The sequence below is a fragment of the Streptomyces sp. NPDC034085 genome (genome assembly GCF_055575555.1).
The window spans coordinates 586,225-604,996 of record NZ_JBVISL010000001.1 but is presented as its reverse complement, the minus strand read 5'-3'; the positions used below and the strand labels follow the sequence as shown (position 1 = coordinate 604,996).

The following is an 18,772-nucleotide window of genomic DNA, read 5'->3' as shown; positions in this document are numbered from 1 at the left end:
TGCACCCCTGTGTACGGCGCCGGACCGGCTTTGCCACCATGAGCGGGTGGCTCGGCCACCACCACCACGTCGTCGGGGAGGACACATCATGGGCGTCACACTCGCCAAGGGGGGCAACGTCTCCCTGTCCAAGGCCGCACCGAACCTCACCCGGGTTCTGGTCGGCCTCGGATGGGACGCGCGTTCCACCACGGGGGCCGACTTCGACCTCGACGCCAGCGCACTGCTGTGCAACAGCGGCCGGGTGCTGGGAGACGAGTACTTCGTCTTCTACAACAACCTCAAGAGCCCCGAGGGCTCCGTCGAACACACCGGGGACAACCTCACCGGTGAGGGTGAAGGCGACGACGAGTCGATCATCATCGACCTGACGAAGGTCCCCGCCCAGGTCGACAAGATCGTCTTTCCGGTCTCGATCCACGAGGCGGATTCCCGCCGGCAGAGCTTCGGCCAGGTGAGCAACGCCTTCATCCGCGTGGTGAACATGGCCGACGACCAGGAACTGGCCCGCTACGACCTCACCGAGGACGCCTCCAGCGAAACCGCGATGATCTTCGGCGAGGTCTACCGGTACGGCGGCGAATGGAAGTTCCGGGCGGTAGGGCAGGGGTACGCGTCCGGGCTGCGGGGCATCGCTCTAGACTTCGGGGTCAACGTTTCGTAAAGCCGTACAAGACGATGGGGTGCCAGTGGTTCTCAAAACCTTCGGCTGGTCGTTCGCAGTCACTGCGCTCGGTCTGGTCGCAGCGGTGTTCTACGGGGGGTGGACCGCTTTTGGGATCGTGGCGATCCTGTCGATCCTCGAGATCTCGCTTTCCTTCGACAACGCGGTGGTCAACGCCGGAATCCTGAAGAAGATGAATGCCTTCTGGCAGAAGATCTTCCTCACCGTCGGCGTCCTCATCGCCGTCTTCGGCATGCGCCTGGTCTTCCCTGTCGTCATCGTGGCGATCAGCGCCAAGATCGGGCCCATCGAGGCCGTCGATCTGGCGATGACCGACAAGGACATGTACAAGCAGCTGGTCACGGACGCCCACCCGTCCATCGCCGCCTTCGGCGGCATGTTCCTGCTGATGATCTTCCTCGACTTCATCTTCGAGGACCGCGACATCAAGTGGCTCGCCTGGCTGGAGCGCCCGCTCGCCAAGCTCGGCAAGATCGACATGCTGTCCGCGTGCATCGCGCTGATCGTCCTGGTCATCACCTCGATGACCTTCGCCGCCCACGCCCACCAGCACGGCGGCACCCACGTGGACAAGGCGCAGACCGTCCTGATCTCCGGCATCCTCGGCCTGATCACCTACATGATCGTCGGTGGTCTCTCCGGCTACTTCGAGAACAAGCTCGAGGAAGAGGAGGAAGCCGAGCACGAGGCCGAGGAAGCGGCCAAGAAGAGCGGCAAGCCGGTCTCGGCCGTCGCCATGGCCGGCAAGGCCGCGTTCTTCATGTTCCTCTACCTCGAGGTCCTCGACGCGTCCTTCTCCTTCGACGGCGTCATCGGCGCCTTCGCCATCACCAACGACATCGTGCTCATGGCCCTGGGCCTCGGCATCGGTGCCATGTACGTCCGGTCGCTCACGGTCTACCTGGTCCGCCAGGGCACCCTCGACGACTACGTCTACCTGGAGCACGGCGCGCACTACGCGATCGGCGCCCTCGCCGTGATCCTGCTCGTCACCATCCAGTACGAGATCAACGAGGTCATCACCGGCCTCGTCGGCGTCGTGCTCATCGCCTGGTCGTTCTGGTCCTCCGTGCGCCGCAACAAGCGGATCGCGGCCGAGGGCGGCGAGAGCCCCGCCGAGGTCGGAGCCGGGGTGTGACCCGGCCCTGATTGCGGAACGCTTCCAGTAACGACGGGGCGGCCGCGCGGATCCACTGGACCGCGCGGCCGCCCCGCCGCATTCTCCGCTGCACGCACCGACCTGGGGGGTTGGGACATGGGGTTCTTCGACGGGATCAGGGGCGCTCGCGCCATGGGCTTCGACTCGGGCAACGCCTCGTCGAACGCCATCGAGCTGACGAAACGGCATCCGACGGTGTCGCTCACCAAACAGCAGGCGGTCCACGGCAACCTGCGCGTGAACCTCTCCTGGCGGATGCGCACCTCCGACTTCGGCGGCCGCTCCGGCCAGAGCGGCCAGCTCTTCCGGCACCCGTTCAAGCTCTTCAAGCCCGACATCGTGCAGGCCCACACCCAGGGCATGGTCAACGTCGACCTGGACATGGGCTGCCTCTACGAGCTGACCGACGGCACCCGGGGAGCCGTCCAGCCCCTGGGCAACCTGCTGGGCGACCTCAACGACCCGCCGTACGTGAAGCTCAGCGGCGACGACCGGTTCGGCTCGGGCTCGGGGGAGACCCTCTACGTCAACCTGGACCACGCCGAGGAGATCAAGCGGCTGCTGGTCTTCGTCTACATCTACGACCAGACGCCGGCCTTCGACCGGACGCATGCGCTGGTCACCCTCTACCCGACCGCCGGACCCCGGATCGAGATCCCGCTGGACGAACGGCACCCGCAGGCCCGCTCCTGCGCCGTCCTCTCCCTGGAGACCGTCAGGGGCGAGCTGATCGTCCGCCGCGAGGTGAAGTTCGTGTACGGGTTCCAGGCCGAGCTGGACCGGCTGTACGGCTGGGGGCTCCAGTGGGGCCGGGGCTACAAGAGCACCAAGGCCTGAGCCGGGCGCCGGCCTCGGCCTCGGCCCCCCCGGTCCCGGTCAGCGGCGGATGAACTGCGGGCCCTGCACCGGCAGCCGGAACGCCGGGTCGCCGCCCGGAGCCGGCACCGGGGCCGGCGACACCGACTGAGGGTAGCCGTACGCGGGCGGTACGGCCGGCGGGGCCTGGGTGGCGGGGGCGGGCGCCGGCGGGCGCATGGCGGCGGTCTGTTCGCCGCCCTGCCCGGCCGCCGGGGTGCGCGCGGCTCCGGGAGCCGCCTCCGACCCGGACCCGGCCGCGGCCTCGGCGGCGTTCTCGTCGACGGAGATCCCGTGGTCGGTGGCCAGCCCCACCAGGCCGTCGGAGTAGCCCTCGCCCAGCGCGCGGAACTTCCAGCCCTCGCCCCGGCGGTACAGCTCACCGCAGATCAGGGCCGTCTCGGCGCCCGTCTCGGGCCGGACGTCGAAGTGGGCCACCGGCTCGGGGGCGCCGCCCGGACCGGCGTCGTACAGCTGGATCCGCAGGTCCCGCACCTGCTCGAAGGGCACGTCTTCGGCGGAGGCCACCACCAGCACCCGGTCCACGGCGGCCGGCACGGCCCGCAGGTCCGCCTGGACCGCGTCGGTGACGGCCTCGCCCAGCTGCTTCTTGCCCAGCCGCCAGACGGACCCCGAGGGGTGGCGGGGCTGGTTGTAGAACACGAAGTCCTCGTCCGAGCGCACGCGCCCGTCCGCGCCCACGAGCAGTGCCGAGGCGTCCACGTCCGGCACCTCGGGCCCGGTGGTCCAGCGCAGCACCGCCCGGACCGCCGTGGCGGTCACCGGGATGTTGGAGCCCTTCTGCATCGCGTGCGTCATGCCCGTCATCCTGCCCTCCCGGGCCCGACCGGGACAATGCGGCCCCCCGAAGGGCCTTGTACCGGGGGCAAGACCTGGGCATGGTGCAAGAGGGTTACCTGAACTTCATGTGCTTGAGGAACTCTTGACTCACGTTCGTACGTACTATTACCGGCCACGCCAGTTGGGCCGCCGAGGCAGTACGGGGGAAGCACATGCGTCACTTCGGGCACATATCGCCCACTGTCCGCAAGGACCTCTTCCACCAGGAGCCGGCCGAGTTCACCCTGGCCTCCCCGGCCCGCATCCTGGCCGCCGCGCTCGGAGCGACCCTCTACAGCCCGGCCACCCGGCCCAGGCTGGCGGACGACATCCGCAAGCAGGCCGGCCGGGGAGTCGTCTCCATGGTGCTCTGCCTGGAGGATTCCATCAGCGACGCCGACGTCGTGGACGGCGAGGAGAACCTCGTCCGGCAGTTCGCGGCCCTTCACGCCGAGGGGGAGGACCCGGACGGGCTCCCGCTCCTCTTCATCCGCGTCCGCACCCCCGAGCAGATCCCCGACCTCGTCCGCCGGCTCGGCGGCTCGGTGCGCAACCTGGCCGGATTCGTACTTCCGAAGTTCACCGAGAGCCGCGGAACGGCCTTCCTCGACGCCGTAGCCCACGCCGAGGCCGCCGCCGGACTGCCCCGGCTGTATGCCATGCCGGTCCTGGAGACCCCCGACCTCCTCCATCTGGAGACCCGCGTCCACGCCCTCGCCGGCATCTCGCGCACCGTCAACCGCTACCGCGAACGGGTCCTCGCCCTGCGCCTCGGCGTCACCGACTTCTGCTCCCTGTACGGACTGCGCCGCACCCCCGACATGACCGCGTACGACGTCCAGATCGTGGCCGGGGTCATCGCCGACGTGGTCAACGTCCTCAGCCGTGCCGACGGCACCGGCTTCACCGTCACCGGCCCCGTCTGGGAGTACTTCCGCAGCCAGCAGCGCCTCTTCAAACCGCAGCTGCGCCGCAGCCCCTTCCTGGAGGAGGGCGTGGAGGAGCTGCGCACCGCGCTGATCGAACACGACCTGGACGGGCTGCTGCGCGAGATCGAGCTCGACCGCGCCAACGGGCTCCTGGGCAAGACCTGCATCCACCCCGCCCACGTCACGCCGGTGCACGCGCTGTCGGTGGTCTCCCACGAGGAGTTCAGCGACGCCCAGGACATCCTGCGCCCCGAGCGCGGCGGCGGCGGCGTGCTGCGCTCCGCTTATACGAACAAGATGAACGAGGTGAAGCCCCACCGGGCCTGGGCCGAGCGCACCATGCTGCGCGCCGAGGTCTTCGGTGTGGCGAGGGAGGAGGTCGGCTTCGTCGACCTCCTGACGGCCGGGCTCCAGGTGTGAGCCGGCCGGCCATGACGAGGAAGGGCAAGACGATCGACACGGTGTGGTCGGGAACCTGGGTCGCCGAGCGGCTGGGCGTGGAGCTGGGCCAAGGCGCCGACGAGGGCGCGCCGCGGCTGGAGGAGCTGCTCGGGCTGGCCCTGCGGCGCAATCCGAAGCGGGCCCACCTGCTGGTCTCCCAGCTGCTGGGCAAGCACGTCCCGCAGTCGCCCGAAGCCGTGTACGCGGCCGGACACGGGCTCGGCGTACGGGTGCGCGAGCTGCTCGGGGACACCGCCGCCTCCGCGGTGGTCCTCGGCTACGCCGAAACCGCCACCGGCCTCGGACACTGCGTCGCCGACGGCCTCGGACCGGCCCCCTACCTGCACTCCACGCGCCGCCCGGTGGCGGGCGTGCGGCCCGCCGGCGGGTTCGAGGAGGCCCACTCGCACGCCACCTCGCACCTCCTGCTGCCCGAGGACCCCGAGCTGCTGGCGGGCGACGGGCCGCTGGTCCTCGTGGACGACGAGTTCTCCACCGGCAACACGGTCCTCAACACCATCCGCGACCTGCACGCCCGCCACCCGCGCGGGCACTACGTGGTCGTCGCCCTGGTGGACGTGCGCTCGGCCGCCGACCGCGACCGGCTCACCGCCTTCGCCGCCGAGCTGGGCGCGCGCGTGGACCTGATCGCCCTGGCCTCCGGTACGGTCACCCTCCCGGACGGGGTCCTGGCCCGCGGGCGGGCACTGGTGGAGGAGTACGAAGCCGCGGACGCGCGGCAGCCGGAGGCCGGCGCCGCGGATCCCGCGGGTGCCGGTGAGGGCACCGCGCCGGACGGCGTTCCGGCCCGGGCGGCGGATCCCGGCGCCGCGGACGTGCCCCCCGGCCCCCGCCCCGTCACCCGGGTGCGGCTCGGCTGGCCCGCCGGGCTGCCCGACGGCGGCCGCCACGGCTTCACCCCCGCGCACCGCGAGGCGCTGGAGGCCGCCCTGCCCGCCATGGCCGGCCGGCTCACCGCCGCGCTCGGCGAGCGGCCCGGGCGGGTCCTCGTACTCGGCAACGAGGAGCTGATGTACGCGCCGCTGCGCCTCGCGCGGGCCCTGGAGGCATCCGGGGCCGCCCGCGAGGTGCGGTTCTCCAGCACCACCCGCTCCCCGGTGCTCGCCGTGGACGACCCCGGCTACGCCATCCGCACCCGGCTCGTCTTCCCCGCCCACGACGCCCCCGCCGACGGGCCCGGCGACCGCTACGCCTACAACGTCGCCGGCGCCGGCTTCGACACCGTCGTCGCCGTCGTCGACTCCGCCGGGGACACGCCCGAGCTGCACGCCGGGCTGCTCGCCCGGCTGGCGCCGCACACCGGCCGGGTCGTGCTGGCCGTCGTCCCGTCCTACGCCCCCGACCGCCAGGAGCCGACCGTGACCGAGCCGCAGCTGCCCGAACCGCTGCGGGGGCCGGCCTTCTCCTCGTACGCCCCCGAAGACGTCGGTTGGCTCCTCCAGGACCTGTCCGGCGTACGGCTGGAGGCCCCGACCGAGGAGCGGGAGGAGGCCATCCAGGCGGGCGGCGCGCACTACGCCGAGTCCCTGCCCGTCGAGTACCAGCCCTCGCCGCAGTACCAGGAGCTCTACCGCAGCGCGCTGAGCGCCTCGGCGGCCCGCATCGCCCGGGCCGTCGGCACGGTCACCGAGACCGTGCTCGCGGAGCGCTCCCCGCGTCCCGTGCTGGTGTCCCTGGCCCGCGCCGGCACGCCCGTCGGCGTGCTGATGCGCCGCTGGGCCCGCGCCCGGCACGGCCTGGACCTGCCGCACTACGCCGTCTCCATCGTGCGCGGCCGCGGCATCGACGCCAACGCCCTGCGCTGGCTCGCCGCCCACCACGACCCGGCCGACGTCGTGTTCGTCGACGGCTGGACCGGCAAGGGCGCCATCACCCGCGAGCTGCGGGAGGCCCTGACCGGCTTCGAGGGCTTCGACCCGGAGATCGTCGTCCTCGCCGACCCAGGCTCCTGCGTGAAGACGTACGGGACCCGCGAGGACTTCCTGATCCCCTCCGCGTGCCTGAATTCCACCGTTTCCGGACTGGTCTCGCGTACGGTGCTCAGGGCCGACCTGGTCGGCCCGGACGACTTCCACGGGGCGAAGTTCTACCGGGAGCTGGCCGCGGCCGATGTCTCCGCCGCCTTCGTCGACACGGTGGCCGCCCGCTTCGACGAGGTCGCCGACGCCGTCGCCGCCGAGGTCAAGGAGCTGCTCGCCGCCGACCGCACCCCGACCTGGGTGGGCTGGGCGGCGGTGGAGCGGATCAGCGAGGAGTACGGCATCCACGACGTGAACCTCGTCAAGCCGGGCGTCGGCGAGACCACGCGGGTGCTGCTGCGCCGCGTGCCGTGGAAGATCCTGGCCCAGCGCGGGGCCGGCCCCGACCTCGACCACGTACGCCTGCTCGCCGAGCAGCGCGGGGTACCGGTCGAGGAGGTCGACGACCTGCCCTACACGTGCGTGGGACTCATCCACCCGCGCTTCACGCGCGGCGCCACGGGCGCCGACGGAAAGGCTGTGTCCTCCCAGTGACCGTCCTCGTAGCGAGCGACCTCGACCGTACGCTGATCTACTCGGCGGCCGCCCTCGGCCTGACCATGCCCGACCCGGAGGCCCCCCGGCTGCTGTGCGTCGAGGTCCACGAGGGCCGGCCGCTGTCCTACATGACGGAGACGGCGGCGGCGCTGCTGACGGCGCTGGCCGCCGACCCGGCCGCGGTCTTCGTCCCGACCACCACCCGCACCCGCAAGCAGTACCAGCGCATCCGCTTCCCCGGCCCCCCGGCCCAGTACGCGATCTGCGCCAACGGCGGCCAGCTGCTGGTGGACGGGATGCCGGACCGGGACTGGCGGCGCGCGGTGGCCGGACGCCTCACGGCGGAGTGCGCCCCGCTGGAGCAGGTGCACCAGCACCTGCTCGCCGTGTCCGACCCGGCGTGGCTGCGCAAGGCGCGCGTGGCGGAGGACCTGTTCGCGTACCTGGTCGTCGAGCGGGAGCTGGTCCCCGACGAATGGCTCAAGGCCCTGGCGGAGTGGGCCGAGGCCCGCGGCTGGACGGTCTCCCTCCAGGGCCGCAAGATCTACGCCGTCCCGCGCCCGCTGACGAAGAGCGCCGCGATGTACGAGGTCGCCCGCCGGACGGGGGCGGCCACCACCCTCGCGGCGGGTGACTCGCTGCTGGACGCCGACCTGCTGCTGGCGGCCGACCGGGGCTGGCGGCCGGGCCACGGGGAGCTGGCGGACGCGGGCTGGACGGCCCCCACGGTGACGGCCCTGGGCGTGGCCGGAGTGCTGGCGGGGGAGGAGATCGTCCGGGAATTCGGCAGGGCGGTCGGCACACTGAGGGCATGACGCCGGGCTGAGGGCACGATGCCGTGCGGACGGCATGACGCCGTGCCGTTGGCACACTGACGGCATCACGGCGCGCTGTGGGCACGTCGACGGCATGACGCGTGCCGTTGGCACACTGGCGGCATGACCAAGGGCAACAGCACCAAGATCACCGACGAGCTCTACCAGTACGTCCTGGCGCACAACCCCCCGCTGGACGAGGTCCAGCGGGGGCTGGTGCGCACCACCTGGGAGAAGTTCCCCGACTCGGCCGGCATGCAGTCCGCCGAGGAACAGGGACCGCTGCTGGCCTTCCTCGTCCGGCTGACCGGCGCGCGGCACGTCGTGGAGGTGGGCACCTTCACCGGCTTCTCGGCCCTGTCCATGGCCCAGGCCCTCCCGGCCGACGGCCGCCTGATCACCTGTGACGTGTCGCAGGAGTGGACGGCGTACGCCCGCGAGGCCTGGGCGGCGGCGGGCGTCGCGGACCGGATCGACCTGCGCCTCGCCCCCGCCCTGGAGACCCTGCGCGCCATGCCGGCGGACCCGCACATCGACATGGCGTACGTCGACGCGGACAAGGAGAACCAGATCCTCTACTGGGAGGAGCTCGTCCCGCGGATGCGCCCCGGTGCACTCATCGTCACCGACAACACCCTGTTCCACGGGACGGTGCTCGACGAGTCGCCCACCGGCCGGGGCGCGAGCGTCCGCGCGTTCAACGAGCACGCCATGGCGGACACCCGGATGGACTCCGTCCTGCTGGCGATCTCGGACGGCCTGACCCTCTCGCGCAAGCGCTGAGGCCCCGCCGGGAACCTCAGCCGCAACCGCCCCCGCCGCAGCAGCCCCCGCCCCCGCCCCCGCCGGCGGGGGCGGCACTGGTACCGCCGACGGCGACGGCGGAGAGCAGCTTGACGGTGTCCGCGTGCCCCGCGGGGCAGTCGGCGGGGGCGGACGACTCGGCCATCGGACGGCTCACCTCGAAGGTGTCGTCGCAGGTCCGGCAGCGGTATTCGTAACGAGGCATGCGCCCAGGCTACGCAGTCGGCCCGCTGTACCGGAATCCCTCGCGGATCCGCGTCTCGCGCGCCGCCTGCTCCGGGTGGCGGGCGCGCCAGTACGGATTGTCGTGCGGCAGGGCGCTGCCGACCCGCCCGTACATCCCGAACCACATCAGCATCACGCCGACGACGAAGCTGAACAGCACGTTCTGGATCCGGAACGCCAGGAAGTTCAGGCCGGAGTCCAGCAGGGCGAGGTTGACGAACCCGCTCGCGATGAACGCCAGCCCCAGCACGATGTTCAGGGTGGAGGCGAACGTCCCGCCGATCACCATCCCGGCGAACAGCAGCCCGCCGATGCAGATCGACAGGACGCTCAGCGCGCCGTTGGTGTTCAGGGCCAGCACCGTGTCGCCACCGGTGTCGAAGAACCCGATCCGGTCGATCAGCCCGAGGATCCCGAAGGCGATCAGCAGCAGGCCGGTCAGGCCGGCGCCGACCCGGTAGACCTTGCTGAGCTTGTGGTCGGCGGGCAGGTGCTCGTCCAGCCGGGCGTTGACGGGATGCAGGACGCGCTGCACCAGCCGGGGGCCCTGCGGCTCGGGGGGAGGACCGTACGGCTCGTGGGGCACGTAGGGCGCGTAGTGCTCATGGGGCTCGGTGCACCCGAACGCCGCGTGCGGCACGTAGGACGCGTGGGGGGCCGGGGGTGCGGGAGGCGAGCGGCGCGCGCGGGTCCGGGTCCGTGTCCGGTGGAAAACGTGGACGGCCATGGCGCCCTCCTCTACTCCCTAGCGGGCCCCTCCAGCATCCGCCGCCCCCCACCCCCGGACAACTCCACCAGCCCCCGGCGGGGGCGCCCCGGCCCCGGACCCACCGGGCACTCCGCCGCTACCCGGCTGCGCGCTGGTCCCGGATGTCCGCCACGACCCGGCCCACCGCCGCCCGGACCTCCCCCATCTCCTGGAGGAAGTGCCAGTAGTCCGGATGGCGTTCCTCCAGCCCGGCCAGGGCCCGCTCCATCCGCGCCACCGCCTCGTCCAGCGGCCGCGCGTGCCGCGGATCCGGCACGCTCCGGCCGGCCATCGCCAGCCGCTGCGCGTCCCGGATCGCGAAGCGGGTCCGCTCCGACTCCGCCTTGGGATCCCGTGCCACCGCCTCCAGCCGCGTGAGCCGGTCCTGCGCGGCCGACACCGCCTCGTCGGTGGCGTCCAGCGCGGCCCGTACCGCCTCGACCAGTGCCGATACGTCGGCCCAGCGCTGCTCCTCCCGCGCCCGGCCGGCCTCCCCGAGCCGGTCCTCCGCCCGCGCGACGTCCCGCAGCGCCTGCTCGGGAACGTGCTGGAGGTCCTGCCAGCAGGCCGCACTGAACCGGCGCCTCAGCTCGCTGAGCACCGGATCCACCCGGTCCGCCCGGTTGCGCAGCGCCTGCGCCCGGGTCCGCAGGCTCACCAGCCGCCGGTCGATCTCCGCGGCCCGCTCGGGCAGCCGCGCCGCCTCGGCCCGTATGGCCTCCGCGTCCCGCAGGATCCGGTCGGCACGCTGCACCGTCTCCTGGACGCCGTGCTGGGCCGCGCCCTGGTTCAGCTTCGTCAGCTCGGGACCCAGCGCCGCAAGCCGCGCAGCCAGGTCGTCGGCCCGCATCCCCGGCGCCCGTACCGCGTCCAGCGCGTCACTCGCCGCCAGCAGCGCCGCCTTCGCCCGCTCCCGGGCCGGCGCGACCCGCGCCAGCTGCGTCTCCGCCTTGTCCAGCAGCGGCTGCAGCCCCTGGGCGAACCGCTCGAGCTCCCCCTTGACCCGCACCAGCTCGTCACGCGCCCGCGTCAGCTGCTCCCGCGCCTGCGCGGCGACGGAGCCCTCCAGATCGACCCGGTCCAGGTCGTGCGCGTCGACGGCCTCGATGTACGCGTGGCTGACCTCGTCGATGCGCCGCCCGAGCGCCGCGAACCCCTCGGTGGCCTGCCGCGCCGCGGGCGACCCGTCGGCGGCCGCGATGGTCTCGATCGAGATCCGCAGGTCCCGCTGCGCGGTGTCCAGCTCGTAGAACGCGGCCGCCGCGGCATCCTTCGCCGCCTGCGCATCCGCCCGCCGACTCTCGTCCCGCCCGCCGAACCACCGCCGGGATGCCGTCGTCACAATCCCTCTCCCGTGCCGCGTCCGCCCATGCCCCGCTCCATTCTCCCCCACGAGAACGGGATTGCGTGGGGGGTCGGCCCTGCATGTAGGCTGTCCACTCGTCCACGGGTGTGTAGCTCAGGGGTAGAGCGCTGCTCTTACAAAGCAGATGTCGGCGGTTCGAAACCGTCCACGCCCACCAGCACGAAGGCCCCCAACCGATCACGGTTGGGGGCCTTCTGCATCTGGCCGGTTGCGCCTCGTGCAGGAGACCCCCCGGCCGCGTGGGGCAGGGGGGTCTGCTGGGGGCTGGGGGGGCGGGGTCAGGCGTTGGGGCGCTTGCCGTGGTTGGCCTTCTTCTTCTTGCGGGCGCGCTTCTTGTTTCCTCGCTTGGCCATGGTGTGGCTCCCTCGGGGATCCCTTGTGCCGGACATGTCGGGCGTTCGCCAGTCTAGGGTCCGGGCTGGTTTCCCGCGCGGCGACGCGGGGATCTGGAGGGTGTGGCAGGGGGAGCGGAGTGGGTCGGGGCCGCCGGGCTCGCGGTGGCGGGGCTCGGGCTGCTCGTGGTCGGGCTGATGGGCCAGGCCCGGTTCGAGCGGGACCGGGACGCCGAGCGGGAGCGGCTGCTCGCGCGGCTCGGGGAAGGCGCGCGGGAGGCCGGGGACGTCCGGCTGGTGGACGCCGGGGCCCGGCACGGGGACGTGGCCGAACGGGCCGACCGGCACGACGACTTCACCCCGATCCTCGTCGAGTACTACGCCTACGGGCTGACGCAGGCGCGCAGCAGCTTCGCGACCAGCCAGCGGTTCGCGGGGGTCGGCGCGGCCGTGCTGCTCTTCGGGGTCGGGCTCGCCGTGTGGAAGGCCGAGACGTCGGGCGACGCGTACCTGGGGGTCGTCACCAGCTCCGTCGGCTTGGTCGTCACTCTCGTCGGGCAGCTGTTCCACCGGCGCGCCGACCTCGCCCTGCGGCACATGGCTGCCCAGACCGCCTCGCTCCGCGAGGACCGGCGGGCCGCCGAGAGCACCCGGCAGGCCATCGGGCTCCTGGAGGAGGTCGCCGACCCGGAGTTGCGGGGGAGGCTCCAGGCTGGGCTCATCATGCGGCTTTCCGGGGCGGAGCTGCCGTCGGCCGCACCATAGTGGAGGTATGTGCCGCTCCATTAAGACCCTGCGCCCGCCCGCCATCCCCGAGAAGGCCACCGAGGAGGAGATCCGCGCGGCCGCGCTCCAGTACGTCCGGAAGGTGTCCGGCTTCCGGGTGCCGGCCGCACACAACCAGGAGGTCTTCGACGCCGCCGTGGACGCCGTCGCGGAGGCGACCGCCGCACTGCTCGACGGCGTACAGGTACGCGGCCGCACGCCCGCCGCGGTCTGACCGGCCCGGCGGTCCCCGCCGGTGACCGGCTGCCGGTCAGGCGGCGTGGGACCAGCGGCGCCGCAGCAGCCAGAGCCCGGTGCCGAGCGCGCCGGCGGCGAGGGTGGCGCCCAGGGCGATCTGGCCCGGGCTCATCGAGTCGATGCTGCCGCCGAGGCCGCCGCGAGCGGCACCGGGGGAGACCTGGAGGGTGACGGTGACGCGCCGGCCCCCGGACCCGCCGCACTCGAAGGTGACGGGGTACGAGCCGGCGGCGGCGTCGCCGTAGACGGTGGCGGAGCCGGAGAGGCTGGCCCGGCTGCCCGAGGACAGCGAGACGTCGCCGAAGGCGCGGGAGGACGCCCTGGCGGTCGAGGTGTCGCAGCCGTCGAGGGTGAGGCTGACGCGGCTGCCGGGGGCGACGGTGCCGGGCGAGACGGTGGCGGAGGGGGCGGCGGAGGCGAGAGTGGCGGGTGTGACGGCCGCGAAGACGAGTGTCGCGGCCGCGACCCCGGTCAGGCGGTGCCGGGCGGGCGTGCGCGTGGGGGACATGGAGAGAACTCCTCGGGCTCCTCGGAACGGCGCGGCCAGGGCAGGGACGTGACGCGGATGCGCTTGCGCCGTGTTCTGGACGCTAGAAGCCGGGGAGGACGGCGGCGATCCCTGCCGGGTGAACGGGTGACCGGCCTACTCCCTCCGGGGGGAATCGAGGGCGCCCGCGCGCAGACCGCCCAGCGCCGCCACGGCCCGCGGGCACCCTCCCCGGGTGCCGGGTGCCGGGTGCCGGGTGCCGGGTGCCGGGTGCCGGGTGCCGGGTCGCCAGGGCCGAGCTGCGGGGCCGGTCGGGTGGGCTCCAGGGTGAGGTGGGGCGCCGGGGGATCGGCCCTCGCCGGGTTGACGGGCCCGTGCCGGGCGCGGGTGCGGGGCGACGCCGGAGGATCGGCCCTCAGTGGGTGGGCGGGGTCGGGGTGAGGTGGGGGCTGGGGGCGAGCGGTGGGGGTGGAGCGGGGGTTGGTCAGGCTGTGGCTGGGGTGGGGGGTGGGCGGCGGATGAGGTATGCGGCCAGGGAGCCCGCCGCGAAGAGGGCGACCAGCGAGACCGCGCTGCCCAGCCAGGCCGTGCCCAGCCACTGCGTGCCGAAGTAGCCGAGCGCCACGCTGTAGCTCGCCCAGCTCATGCCCGCCAGCACCGACCAGGGCAGGAACTCCGTCACCTTGCGCTGCGTCCGACCCGCGCCCAGCGACACCACCGAGCGGCCGGCCGGGGCGAAGCGGGCGATGACCACCAGCGCGCCCCCGCCCTTCACCAGGGCGGTGCCCAGGCGTTCCTGCGCCACGCTCAGACGCCGCGAGCGGGCGATGGCACGGTCCAGCCGGGGCCCGCCCCGCCGGGCCACCCGGTACGCCGCCATGTCACCCAGCACCGAGGCCGTCGTGGCGGTCACCAGCAGCAGCATCAGGTCCGGGACCCGGGCGGGCGCACCCGTGGCCGTCGCGGCGGCCGCCGCAGCGGTGATCACCAGCATCCCGCTCGGCAGCACCGGCAGGAACACGTCGAGCACCACCGACACCGCCACCACGGCGTAGATCCAGGGGCTCGCGGTCAACGACCCCAGAGTCTCAAGCAAGACGGGACTCCCCAGTCCGAAGCGCCGCGTCGTCGCGGGGAGCGGCAGGGGCGGCTTGACAGCCATACAGCGTACGCCCGGCGCAGGGCCTGCGAACCCCCGGCCTACTCCGGGCCGGTGAGTTCGCGGTCCAGCACCTGGACGAGCCGGGCCCCCGGCCGGCCCGACCGGGCCTGGTCCAGCCGCAGCCGTGCGCTCCGGCCCGTCAGGGCCAGCGTCATCAGCTGGTTGCCGAACCACGGGCCGCCCGTACGCCGCCAGCTCACCGGCGGCCTGCCCGTCCGGCCGTGGCGTGAGAAGCCGCGCCCCAGCCACCGGCCCAGCCGGGACCAGCCCAGCCGGAATCCCCACTTCACCAGCGGGTGGATGGAGTTGTGCACCGGGGAACACGTCAGCTGGAACACACGGGCCGTGCTCGGTATGCGCGGCTCGGCCACGTACGCGTGATGGACGTCCCCGGACAGGACGGCCACCGTCGCCGGGGCCCGCGGGCCCGTGCCCACCTCCTCGATCAGGTCGCTCAGCGCGGCGAACGACGCGGGGAACGCCGCCCAGTGCTCCAGATCGCTGCGCCGGCGCAGGTCCTCCCCGATCCGCGCCCACCGCGCCCCGCGCTCCCCCCGGCACAGCGCCGCGTTCCACACTTCCGCGTCGTGGACCAGTGGCGGCATCAGCCACGGCAGCGAGGAACCGATCAGCAGGTGGTCGTAACCCCCCAGTCCTTCCAGTGCGTTCTCCCGGAGCCAGCGCTGCTCGGCCGGGTCGAGCATGGCCCGCCCGTCCTCGGCCAGCACGCGGGCCGCCCGGGTGTCCACCATCAGCAGCCGCGACCGGCCGAAGTCCCGGCGGTAACTCCAGCGCACCGAAGCGGGATCGGCGTCCGCCGCGGCCGCGTGGGCGCGCAGCGCGTCGGTGCCGTCCGGAGTGGCCCGTACGGCCGCGTACAGCGCGTCCGCCGCGAGTTCGGCGGGGGAGAGGTTGCCCAGGTGCTGGTAGACCCAGTACGACATCAGCCCGCTGAGCACCCGCTCCGGCCACCACGCGGTCGCGCGCATCTGCGCCAGCCAGGCGGCGCTGGTGTTCCAGTCGTCGATGACGTCGTGGTCGTCGAATATGTGCAGGCTCGGGACGGTCGACAGGAGCCAGCGGATCTCCGGGTCGAGCCAGGACTCGTAGTAGAGGCGGGTGTACTCCTCGTAGTCCGCGACCTGGGCGCCCGGTGGCTCCCGCAGGTCGCGGCGGGCCGCGAGCCATCTGCGGGTCTCGCGGGAGAGGTGGTCGGCGTAGACCTGGTCGCCGAGCAGCAGCAGGACGTCCGGCCGGACCTCCTGCGGGTCGCGGGCCAGCTGCGCCGCGAGGGTGTCGAGGGCGTCCGGGCCGTGCGGTCCACGGCGGCCGGCAGGCGGCGCCGCCTGCCGGCAGGAGCCGAAGGTGACGCGCAGTCCGGGGGCCGGCTGCCCGGGACCGCCGCCCACCCCGGGGGTGCTGATCGTGCTGGGCGGGAAGCCGCCGCCGGCCGCCGGCCAGACGAGGTGGCCGTCGAGCAGCACCTCGTAGGCCGTGGTCGTGCCCGGGGTGAGGCCCGTGACCGGCACCAGCGCGTAGTGGTGGCCGGCGATCTGGAAGGTGCGGGCGCTGCCGCCGGCCCCGTCGGCGCACCGCACCTCGGCGGTGCACGGGCGGTCCGCCTCGACCCATATCGTGGCGCAGTCGCCCGTGTTCCAGTCGACGTAGCGCAGCAGCGGTCCCAACCGCAGTCCGGCCATCCAACTCCCCCTCCTCGGCAGCCCTTTCGATCACGGTACGGGGCGGGGAGGGGAGCCGGCCTCCCCCTGGCGGGGGATAGCGGGGGTGAAGACCCCGAGAGGCTCCCGGGGCGTCCGGGGCGTCCAGGGGATCCGCCAGGGGGTAAGGGCGAGAGGCGCGCGCCGGTTCCTTGTCAGCAGCCGTTCAGGATGTTCACCAGGGCCGTCTTCTCCCCCGAGTCCATGCTCAGACCCCAGTACTGCTTCACCTGGACCCACATCCGGGCGTACGTGCAGCGGTAGCCGGTCCGCGGGGGCAGCCACTTGCCGGGGTCGAGGTCGCCCTTGGCCTGGTTGACGTTGTCCGTGACGGCGATGAGCTGCGGCCGGGTGAGGTCGTTTGCGAACTGCTGGCGCTTGGTGGTGGTCCAGGAGGCGGCGCCCGAGCGCCAGGCCTCGGCGAGGGGGACCATGTGGTCGATGTCGACGTCTGATGCGGCGGTCCAGGTGGCGCCGTCGTACTCCGAGTACCAGCTGCCGCTGACGGAGGCGCAGGCGGAGTCGGTCACGACGTTCACGCCGTCCCGCTTGAGGACCGTCTCGCGGGTGTTGCAGGTCCCGGAGACCGTGCTCCAGTGGGGAAACTGCGAGCGGCTGTAGCCGGTGAGGGAGCCCTCGGCGGCGGGGGTGACCGTGGCCAGGTAGGAGCGGGCCTCGGCCGCGCTGATGGGGGCGGGCGGGGAGGCCAGGGCGGCCGGGGCGTTCACGAGCGAGGTGAGGGAGGCGAGCGCGACGGCGGACGCGAGGACGCCCGCGCGGCCGATGCGACGCGCGTAGACGGAGGGCGTGCGGGTGGATATGAGGGCCATGGAGGGCTCCCTGATGCGGGGGGTGGTGGCCGAGCGGCCCCGGCGGGACGCGGCCATGCTGGCGGCGCCAGGTGTCGGGGGGACGGGCGCCAGGTGACAGATTGCCGACATGGGCACGTCACATCAAGACGCTCAAGGGCGCCCGTTCAAGGGGAAGTTGAGGTTCCGGGCGCCGAGGTGGGGCGGAGTGGGGTCAAGCTCACATACCGGGCGCCTTCGTCCTGTCGGCGGCGTCGCGTACCCTGGGCGGAGCAGAAGGGGAGTAGCTCTTCGCCGGACCGTCGACATACTGCTGGGTCACCCAGCCGGCGCCCGGAGGCAGGCAGCGTCAGCGGCCGGCCAGCGAGACCTTCGGCCGCAGTGCCCTGTTCATGTGACACGGCGCGTGCGACGCATCATGCGTGGCGCGTGGTGTGTTCACGCCTCCCAGGGCGCCGCTGAGCCGAAGCGACCCCTGAAACATCCCAGGTCTCTCGGTCCGACGGCGTCCTGCCGACCGACCGATCGAGGTTCCACCCCGTGTTCAGCTTCAGCGTCCTGGCCATCGCCTTCGGCGTCGTCTTCCTCGCCGAACTCCCCGACAAGACGGCCCTCGCCGGCCTGATGCTCGGCACCCGCTACCGCGCCTCGTACGTCTTCGCGGGCGTCGCCGCCGCCTTCGCCGTCCACGTCGCGCTGGCCATCGCCGCGGGCAGCGTGCTGACGCTCCTGCCCCACCGGCTCGTCCAGGCCGTCGTCGGCCTCCTCTTCCTCGTCGGCGCGGCCATGCTGCTGCTGAAGAAGAACGACGAGGACGAGCAGGTCAAGGCGCCCGCCGACCAGTCCTTCTGGAAGGTCTCGGGGGCCGGCTTCATGCTGATCCTGGTGGCCGAGTTCGGCGACCTGACCCAGATCATGACGGCCAACCTCGCGGCCCGGTACGACGACCCGCTCTCCGTCGGCCTCGGCGCGGTGCTGGCGCTCTGGGCCGTCGCGGGCATCGGCATCCTGGGCGGGCGCACCCTCATGAAGTACGTACCGCTGCGGCTCATCACCAAGATCGCGGCGGGCGTCATGGCGGCGCTGGCCGGTTTCTCGCTGTACGAGGCGATCGCCGGCTGACCCGGCCGCGCCCCCGGGGCCGCGGTGCGGCTCCCTTTCCGCCCGTCGGGCGGGTCAGGGCCGTACCGCGGGCCACGCGGCAAGGGCCAGCTCGGCGGTCTCGGTCAGCTCGGCCGCGGTGGCCCCGTCGCGGGCCCGCTGCGACATGCCCTGGATGACCGCGGCGAAGTACGCGGCCAGCGCGCGGGGGGCGGCCGTGTCGGGGAGCTCGCCCGCCCGCTGCGCCGAGCGCAGGCGGGTCTCGAAGGCGCCGATGTTCTCGTTGCGCAGGTCGCGCAGGAACGCCTCCACCTCCGCGTCCTGCGGGGTGACGTTGGTGGCCGCGCTGATCGTCAGGCACCCGGCCGGGTGGGAGGGGCAGGGGTAGGTGACCGCCGCCTCGCGCAGGATGCGGGTGAAGGCGGCGCGGGCGGTGGCCTCCTCCTCGAGGGCGACGCCGACGAAGGCGCCCACCGGTGAGCGCCCGTAGCTGTGGACCACCTCCTTGAACAGGGACTTCTTGTCCCCGAAGGCCGCGTACAGGCTGCCGGGCCTGATGCCCATCGCCTCGGTGAGATCGCCGATGGAGGTGGCCTCGTAGCCGCGTTCCCAGAAGAGGCGGGTGGCCGCCGTCAGTGCCGCGGCGCGGTCGAAGGTCCTGGGCCGCCCTCGCTTGGCGGGTGTCTCGGTCATGGCCTCATTTTAGAGCGCTCACTCAAAAACACCTGCTACCGTA

The 18,772-nt window shown here is 73.0% G+C and carries 20 protein-coding genes and 1 tRNA gene; 11 read left to right on the top strand and 10 right to left on the bottom strand.

Going from position 1 to position 18,772, the window contains the following annotated elements:
* Positions 1-88 precede the first annotated feature (88 nt).
* From ACZ501_RS02840 to ACZ501_RS02830, 3 genes are all read left to right on the top strand, one after another.
* The gene (locus ACZ501_RS02840; protein WP_007263892.1) at positions 89-664 is read left to right on the top strand and encodes a TerD family protein; all 576 of its coding nucleotides are present in this window, start codon (positions 89-91) and stop codon (positions 662-664) included.
* A 25-nt stretch (positions 665-689) separates the two neighbouring features.
* Positions 690-1,823, top strand: a complete 1,134-nt coding sequence (locus ACZ501_RS02835) for a DUF475 domain-containing protein (protein WP_468792036.1) — start codon at positions 690-692, stop codon at positions 1,821-1,823.
* A gap of 117 nt (positions 1,824-1,940) precedes the next feature.
* Positions 1,941-2,681, top strand: a complete 741-nt coding sequence (locus ACZ501_RS02830) for a TerD family protein (RefSeq protein WP_361604197.1) — start codon at positions 1,941-1,943, stop codon at positions 2,679-2,681.
* Between the two features lie 39 nt (positions 2,682-2,720).
* Here the strand turns inward: ACZ501_RS02830 and ACZ501_RS02825 are convergent, their stop codons facing one another.
* The gene (locus ACZ501_RS02825) at positions 2,721-3,518 is read right to left on the bottom strand and encodes a TerD family protein (RefSeq protein WP_468792663.1); all 798 of its coding nucleotides are present in this window, start codon (positions 3,516-3,518) and stop codon (positions 2,721-2,723) included.
* Between the two features lie 194 nt (positions 3,519-3,712).
* Between ACZ501_RS02825 and ACZ501_RS02820 the strand changes: the two genes are divergently transcribed.
* The 4 genes from ACZ501_RS02820 to ACZ501_RS02805 all read left to right on the top strand — a co-directional run bounded on the left by ACZ501_RS02820 (position 3,713) and on the right by ACZ501_RS02805 (position 9,044).
* Positions 3,713-4,888 (top strand): HpcH/HpaI aldolase/citrate lyase family protein, encoded by a 1,176-nt coding sequence (locus ACZ501_RS02820; RefSeq protein WP_468792033.1) that lies wholly within the window; start codon positions 3,713-3,715, stop codon positions 4,886-4,888.
* A gap of 11 nt (positions 4,889-4,899) precedes the next feature.
* Positions 4,900-7,443 carry a phosphoribosyltransferase gene (locus ACZ501_RS02815; protein ID WP_468792030.1) on the top strand — a complete coding sequence of 848 codons (2,544 nt, stop codon included), beginning with the start codon at positions 4,900-4,902 and terminating at the stop codon, positions 7,441-7,443.
* Positions 7,440-8,261, top strand: coding sequence for an HAD family hydrolase (locus ACZ501_RS02810; RefSeq protein WP_468792028.1), 822 nt, complete (start codon positions 7,440-7,442; stop codon positions 8,259-8,261). The genes ACZ501_RS02815 and ACZ501_RS02810 overlap by 4 nt, the downstream gene beginning before the upstream one ends.
* Positions 8,262-8,384: 123 nt before the next feature.
* A complete protein-coding gene (locus ACZ501_RS02805) occupies positions 8,385-9,044 on the top strand; it encodes an O-methyltransferase (RefSeq protein ID WP_468792025.1) in 660 nt (219 codons plus the stop codon).
* 16 nt (positions 9,045-9,060) lie between these two features.
* Here the strand turns inward: ACZ501_RS02805 and ACZ501_RS02800 are convergent, their stop codons facing one another.
* The 3 genes from ACZ501_RS02800 to ACZ501_RS02790 form a co-directional block, all read right to left on the bottom strand.
* Positions 9,061-9,270, bottom strand: coding sequence for an FmdB family zinc ribbon protein (locus ACZ501_RS02800; RefSeq protein WP_468792022.1), 210 nt, complete (start codon positions 9,268-9,270; stop codon positions 9,061-9,063).
* A 9-nt stretch (positions 9,271-9,279) separates the two neighbouring features.
* A complete protein-coding gene (locus ACZ501_RS02795) occupies positions 9,280-10,017 on the bottom strand; it encodes a DUF4383 domain-containing protein (RefSeq protein ID WP_468792020.1) in 738 nt (245 codons plus the stop codon).
* 118 nt (positions 10,018-10,135) lie between these two features.
* Positions 10,136-11,380 (bottom strand): hypothetical protein, encoded by a 1,245-nt coding sequence (locus ACZ501_RS02790; protein WP_468792017.1) that lies wholly within the window; start codon positions 11,378-11,380, stop codon positions 10,136-10,138.
* A 106-nt stretch (positions 11,381-11,486) separates the two neighbouring features.
* Between ACZ501_RS02790 and ACZ501_RS02785 the strand changes: the two genes are divergently transcribed.
* A tRNA-Val gene (locus ACZ501_RS02785) sits at positions 11,487-11,561 on the top strand.
* Between the two features lie 121 nt (positions 11,562-11,682).
* Here ACZ501_RS02785 and ACZ501_RS02780 read toward each other — a convergent pair.
* The gene (locus ACZ501_RS02780) at positions 11,683-11,757 is read right to left on the bottom strand and encodes a 50S ribosomal protein bL37 (RefSeq protein ID WP_099895366.1); all 75 of its coding nucleotides are present in this window, start codon (positions 11,755-11,757) and stop codon (positions 11,683-11,685) included.
* Between the two features lie 102 nt (positions 11,758-11,859).
* On the opposite strand from ACZ501_RS02780, the gene ACZ501_RS02775 reads away from it, so the two are divergent.
* Together ACZ501_RS02775 and ACZ501_RS02770 are read left to right on the top strand one after the other, a co-directional pair.
* Positions 11,860-12,501 (top strand): TRADD-N-associated membrane domain-containing protein, encoded by a 642-nt coding sequence (locus ACZ501_RS02775; protein WP_468792014.1) that lies wholly within the window; start codon positions 11,860-11,862, stop codon positions 12,499-12,501.
* Positions 12,502-12,508: 7 nt separating this feature from the next.
* Entirely contained in the window at positions 12,509-12,736 is a 228-nt protein-coding gene (locus tag ACZ501_RS02770; RefSeq protein ID WP_361605018.1) for a DUF2277 domain-containing protein, read from the top strand.
* A gap of 36 nt (positions 12,737-12,772) precedes the next feature.
* Here the strand turns inward: ACZ501_RS02770 and ACZ501_RS02765 are convergent, their stop codons facing one another.
* The 4 genes from ACZ501_RS02765 to ACZ501_RS02750 form a co-directional block, all read right to left on the bottom strand.
* The gene (locus tag ACZ501_RS02765) at positions 12,773-13,267 is read right to left on the bottom strand and encodes a hypothetical protein (protein WP_468792011.1); all 495 of its coding nucleotides are present in this window, start codon (positions 13,265-13,267) and stop codon (positions 12,773-12,775) included.
* Positions 13,268-13,730: 463 nt separating this feature from the next.
* Positions 13,731-14,342 (bottom strand): DedA family protein, encoded by a 612-nt coding sequence (locus tag ACZ501_RS02760; RefSeq protein ID WP_468792008.1) that lies wholly within the window; start codon positions 14,340-14,342, stop codon positions 13,731-13,733.
* 104 nt (positions 14,343-14,446) lie between these two features.
* Complete coding sequence (locus ACZ501_RS02755) at positions 14,447-16,108, bottom strand: alkaline phosphatase D family protein (protein WP_468792005.1); 1,662 nt, start codon at positions 16,106-16,108, stop codon at positions 14,447-14,449.
* A gap of 173 nt (positions 16,109-16,281) precedes the next feature.
* Positions 16,282-16,956, bottom strand: coding sequence for an HNH endonuclease family protein (locus ACZ501_RS02750; protein WP_468792002.1), 675 nt, complete (start codon positions 16,954-16,956; stop codon positions 16,282-16,284).
* Positions 16,957-17,475: 519 nt separating this feature from the next.
* Here ACZ501_RS02750 and ACZ501_RS02745 point away from each other — a divergent pair.
* Complete coding sequence (locus ACZ501_RS02745) at positions 17,476-18,057, top strand: TMEM165/GDT1 family protein (protein ID WP_468791999.1); 582 nt, start codon at positions 17,476-17,478, stop codon at positions 18,055-18,057.
* A 54-nt stretch (positions 18,058-18,111) separates the two neighbouring features.
* Here ACZ501_RS02745 and ACZ501_RS02740 read toward each other — a convergent pair whose 3' ends face one another.
* Entirely contained in the window at positions 18,112-18,729 is a 618-nt protein-coding gene (locus ACZ501_RS02740; RefSeq protein WP_468791996.1) for a TetR/AcrR family transcriptional regulator, read from the bottom strand.
* Positions 18,730-18,772: the final 43 nt, after the last annotated feature.

Bases quoted from the DNA above. Each gene is read 5' to 3' on its own strand.
- ACZ501_RS02840 (WP_007263892.1), top strand. From the start codon at position 89: ATGGGCGTCACACTCGCCAAGGGGGGCAACGTCTCCCTGTCCAAGGCC.
- ACZ501_RS02830 (WP_361604197.1), top strand. From the start codon at position 1,941: ATGGGGTTCTTCGACGGGATCAGGGGCGCTCGCGCCATGGGCTTCGAC.
- ACZ501_RS02825 (WP_468792663.1), bottom strand. From the start codon at position 3,518: ATGACGCACGCGATGCAGAAGGGCTCCAACATCCCGGTGACCGCCACG.
- ACZ501_RS02820 (WP_468792033.1), top strand. From the start codon at position 3,713: ATGCGTCACTTCGGGCACATATCGCCCACTGTCCGCAAGGACCTCTTC.
- ACZ501_RS02815 (WP_468792030.1), top strand. From the start codon at position 4,900: ATGACGAGGAAGGGCAAGACGATCGACACGGTGTGGTCGGGAACCTGG.
- ACZ501_RS02805 (WP_468792025.1), top strand. From the start codon at position 8,385: ATGACCAAGGGCAACAGCACCAAGATCACCGACGAGCTCTACCAGTAC.
- ACZ501_RS02800 (WP_468792022.1), bottom strand. From the start codon at position 9,270: ATGCCTCGTTACGAATACCGCTGCCGGACCTGCGACGACACCTTCGAG.
- ACZ501_RS02795 (WP_468792020.1), bottom strand. From the start codon at position 10,017: ATGGCCGTCCACGTTTTCCACCGGACACGGACCCGGACCCGCGCGCGC.
- ACZ501_RS02770 (WP_361605018.1), top strand. From the start codon at position 12,509: ATGTGCCGCTCCATTAAGACCCTGCGCCCGCCCGCCATCCCCGAGAAG.
- ACZ501_RS02765 (WP_468792011.1), bottom strand. From the start codon at position 13,267: ATGTCCCCCACGCGCACGCCCGCCCGGCACCGCCTGACCGGGGTCGCG.
- ACZ501_RS02755 (WP_468792005.1), bottom strand. From the start codon at position 16,108: ATGGCCGGACTGCGGTTGGGACCGCTGCTGCGCTACGTCGACTGGAAC.
- ACZ501_RS02750 (WP_468792002.1), bottom strand. From the start codon at position 16,956: ATGGCCCTCATATCCACCCGCACGCCCTCCGTCTACGCGCGTCGCATC.
- ACZ501_RS02740 (WP_468791996.1), bottom strand. From the start codon at position 18,729: ATGACCGAGACACCCGCCAAGCGAGGGCGGCCCAGGACCTTCGACCGC.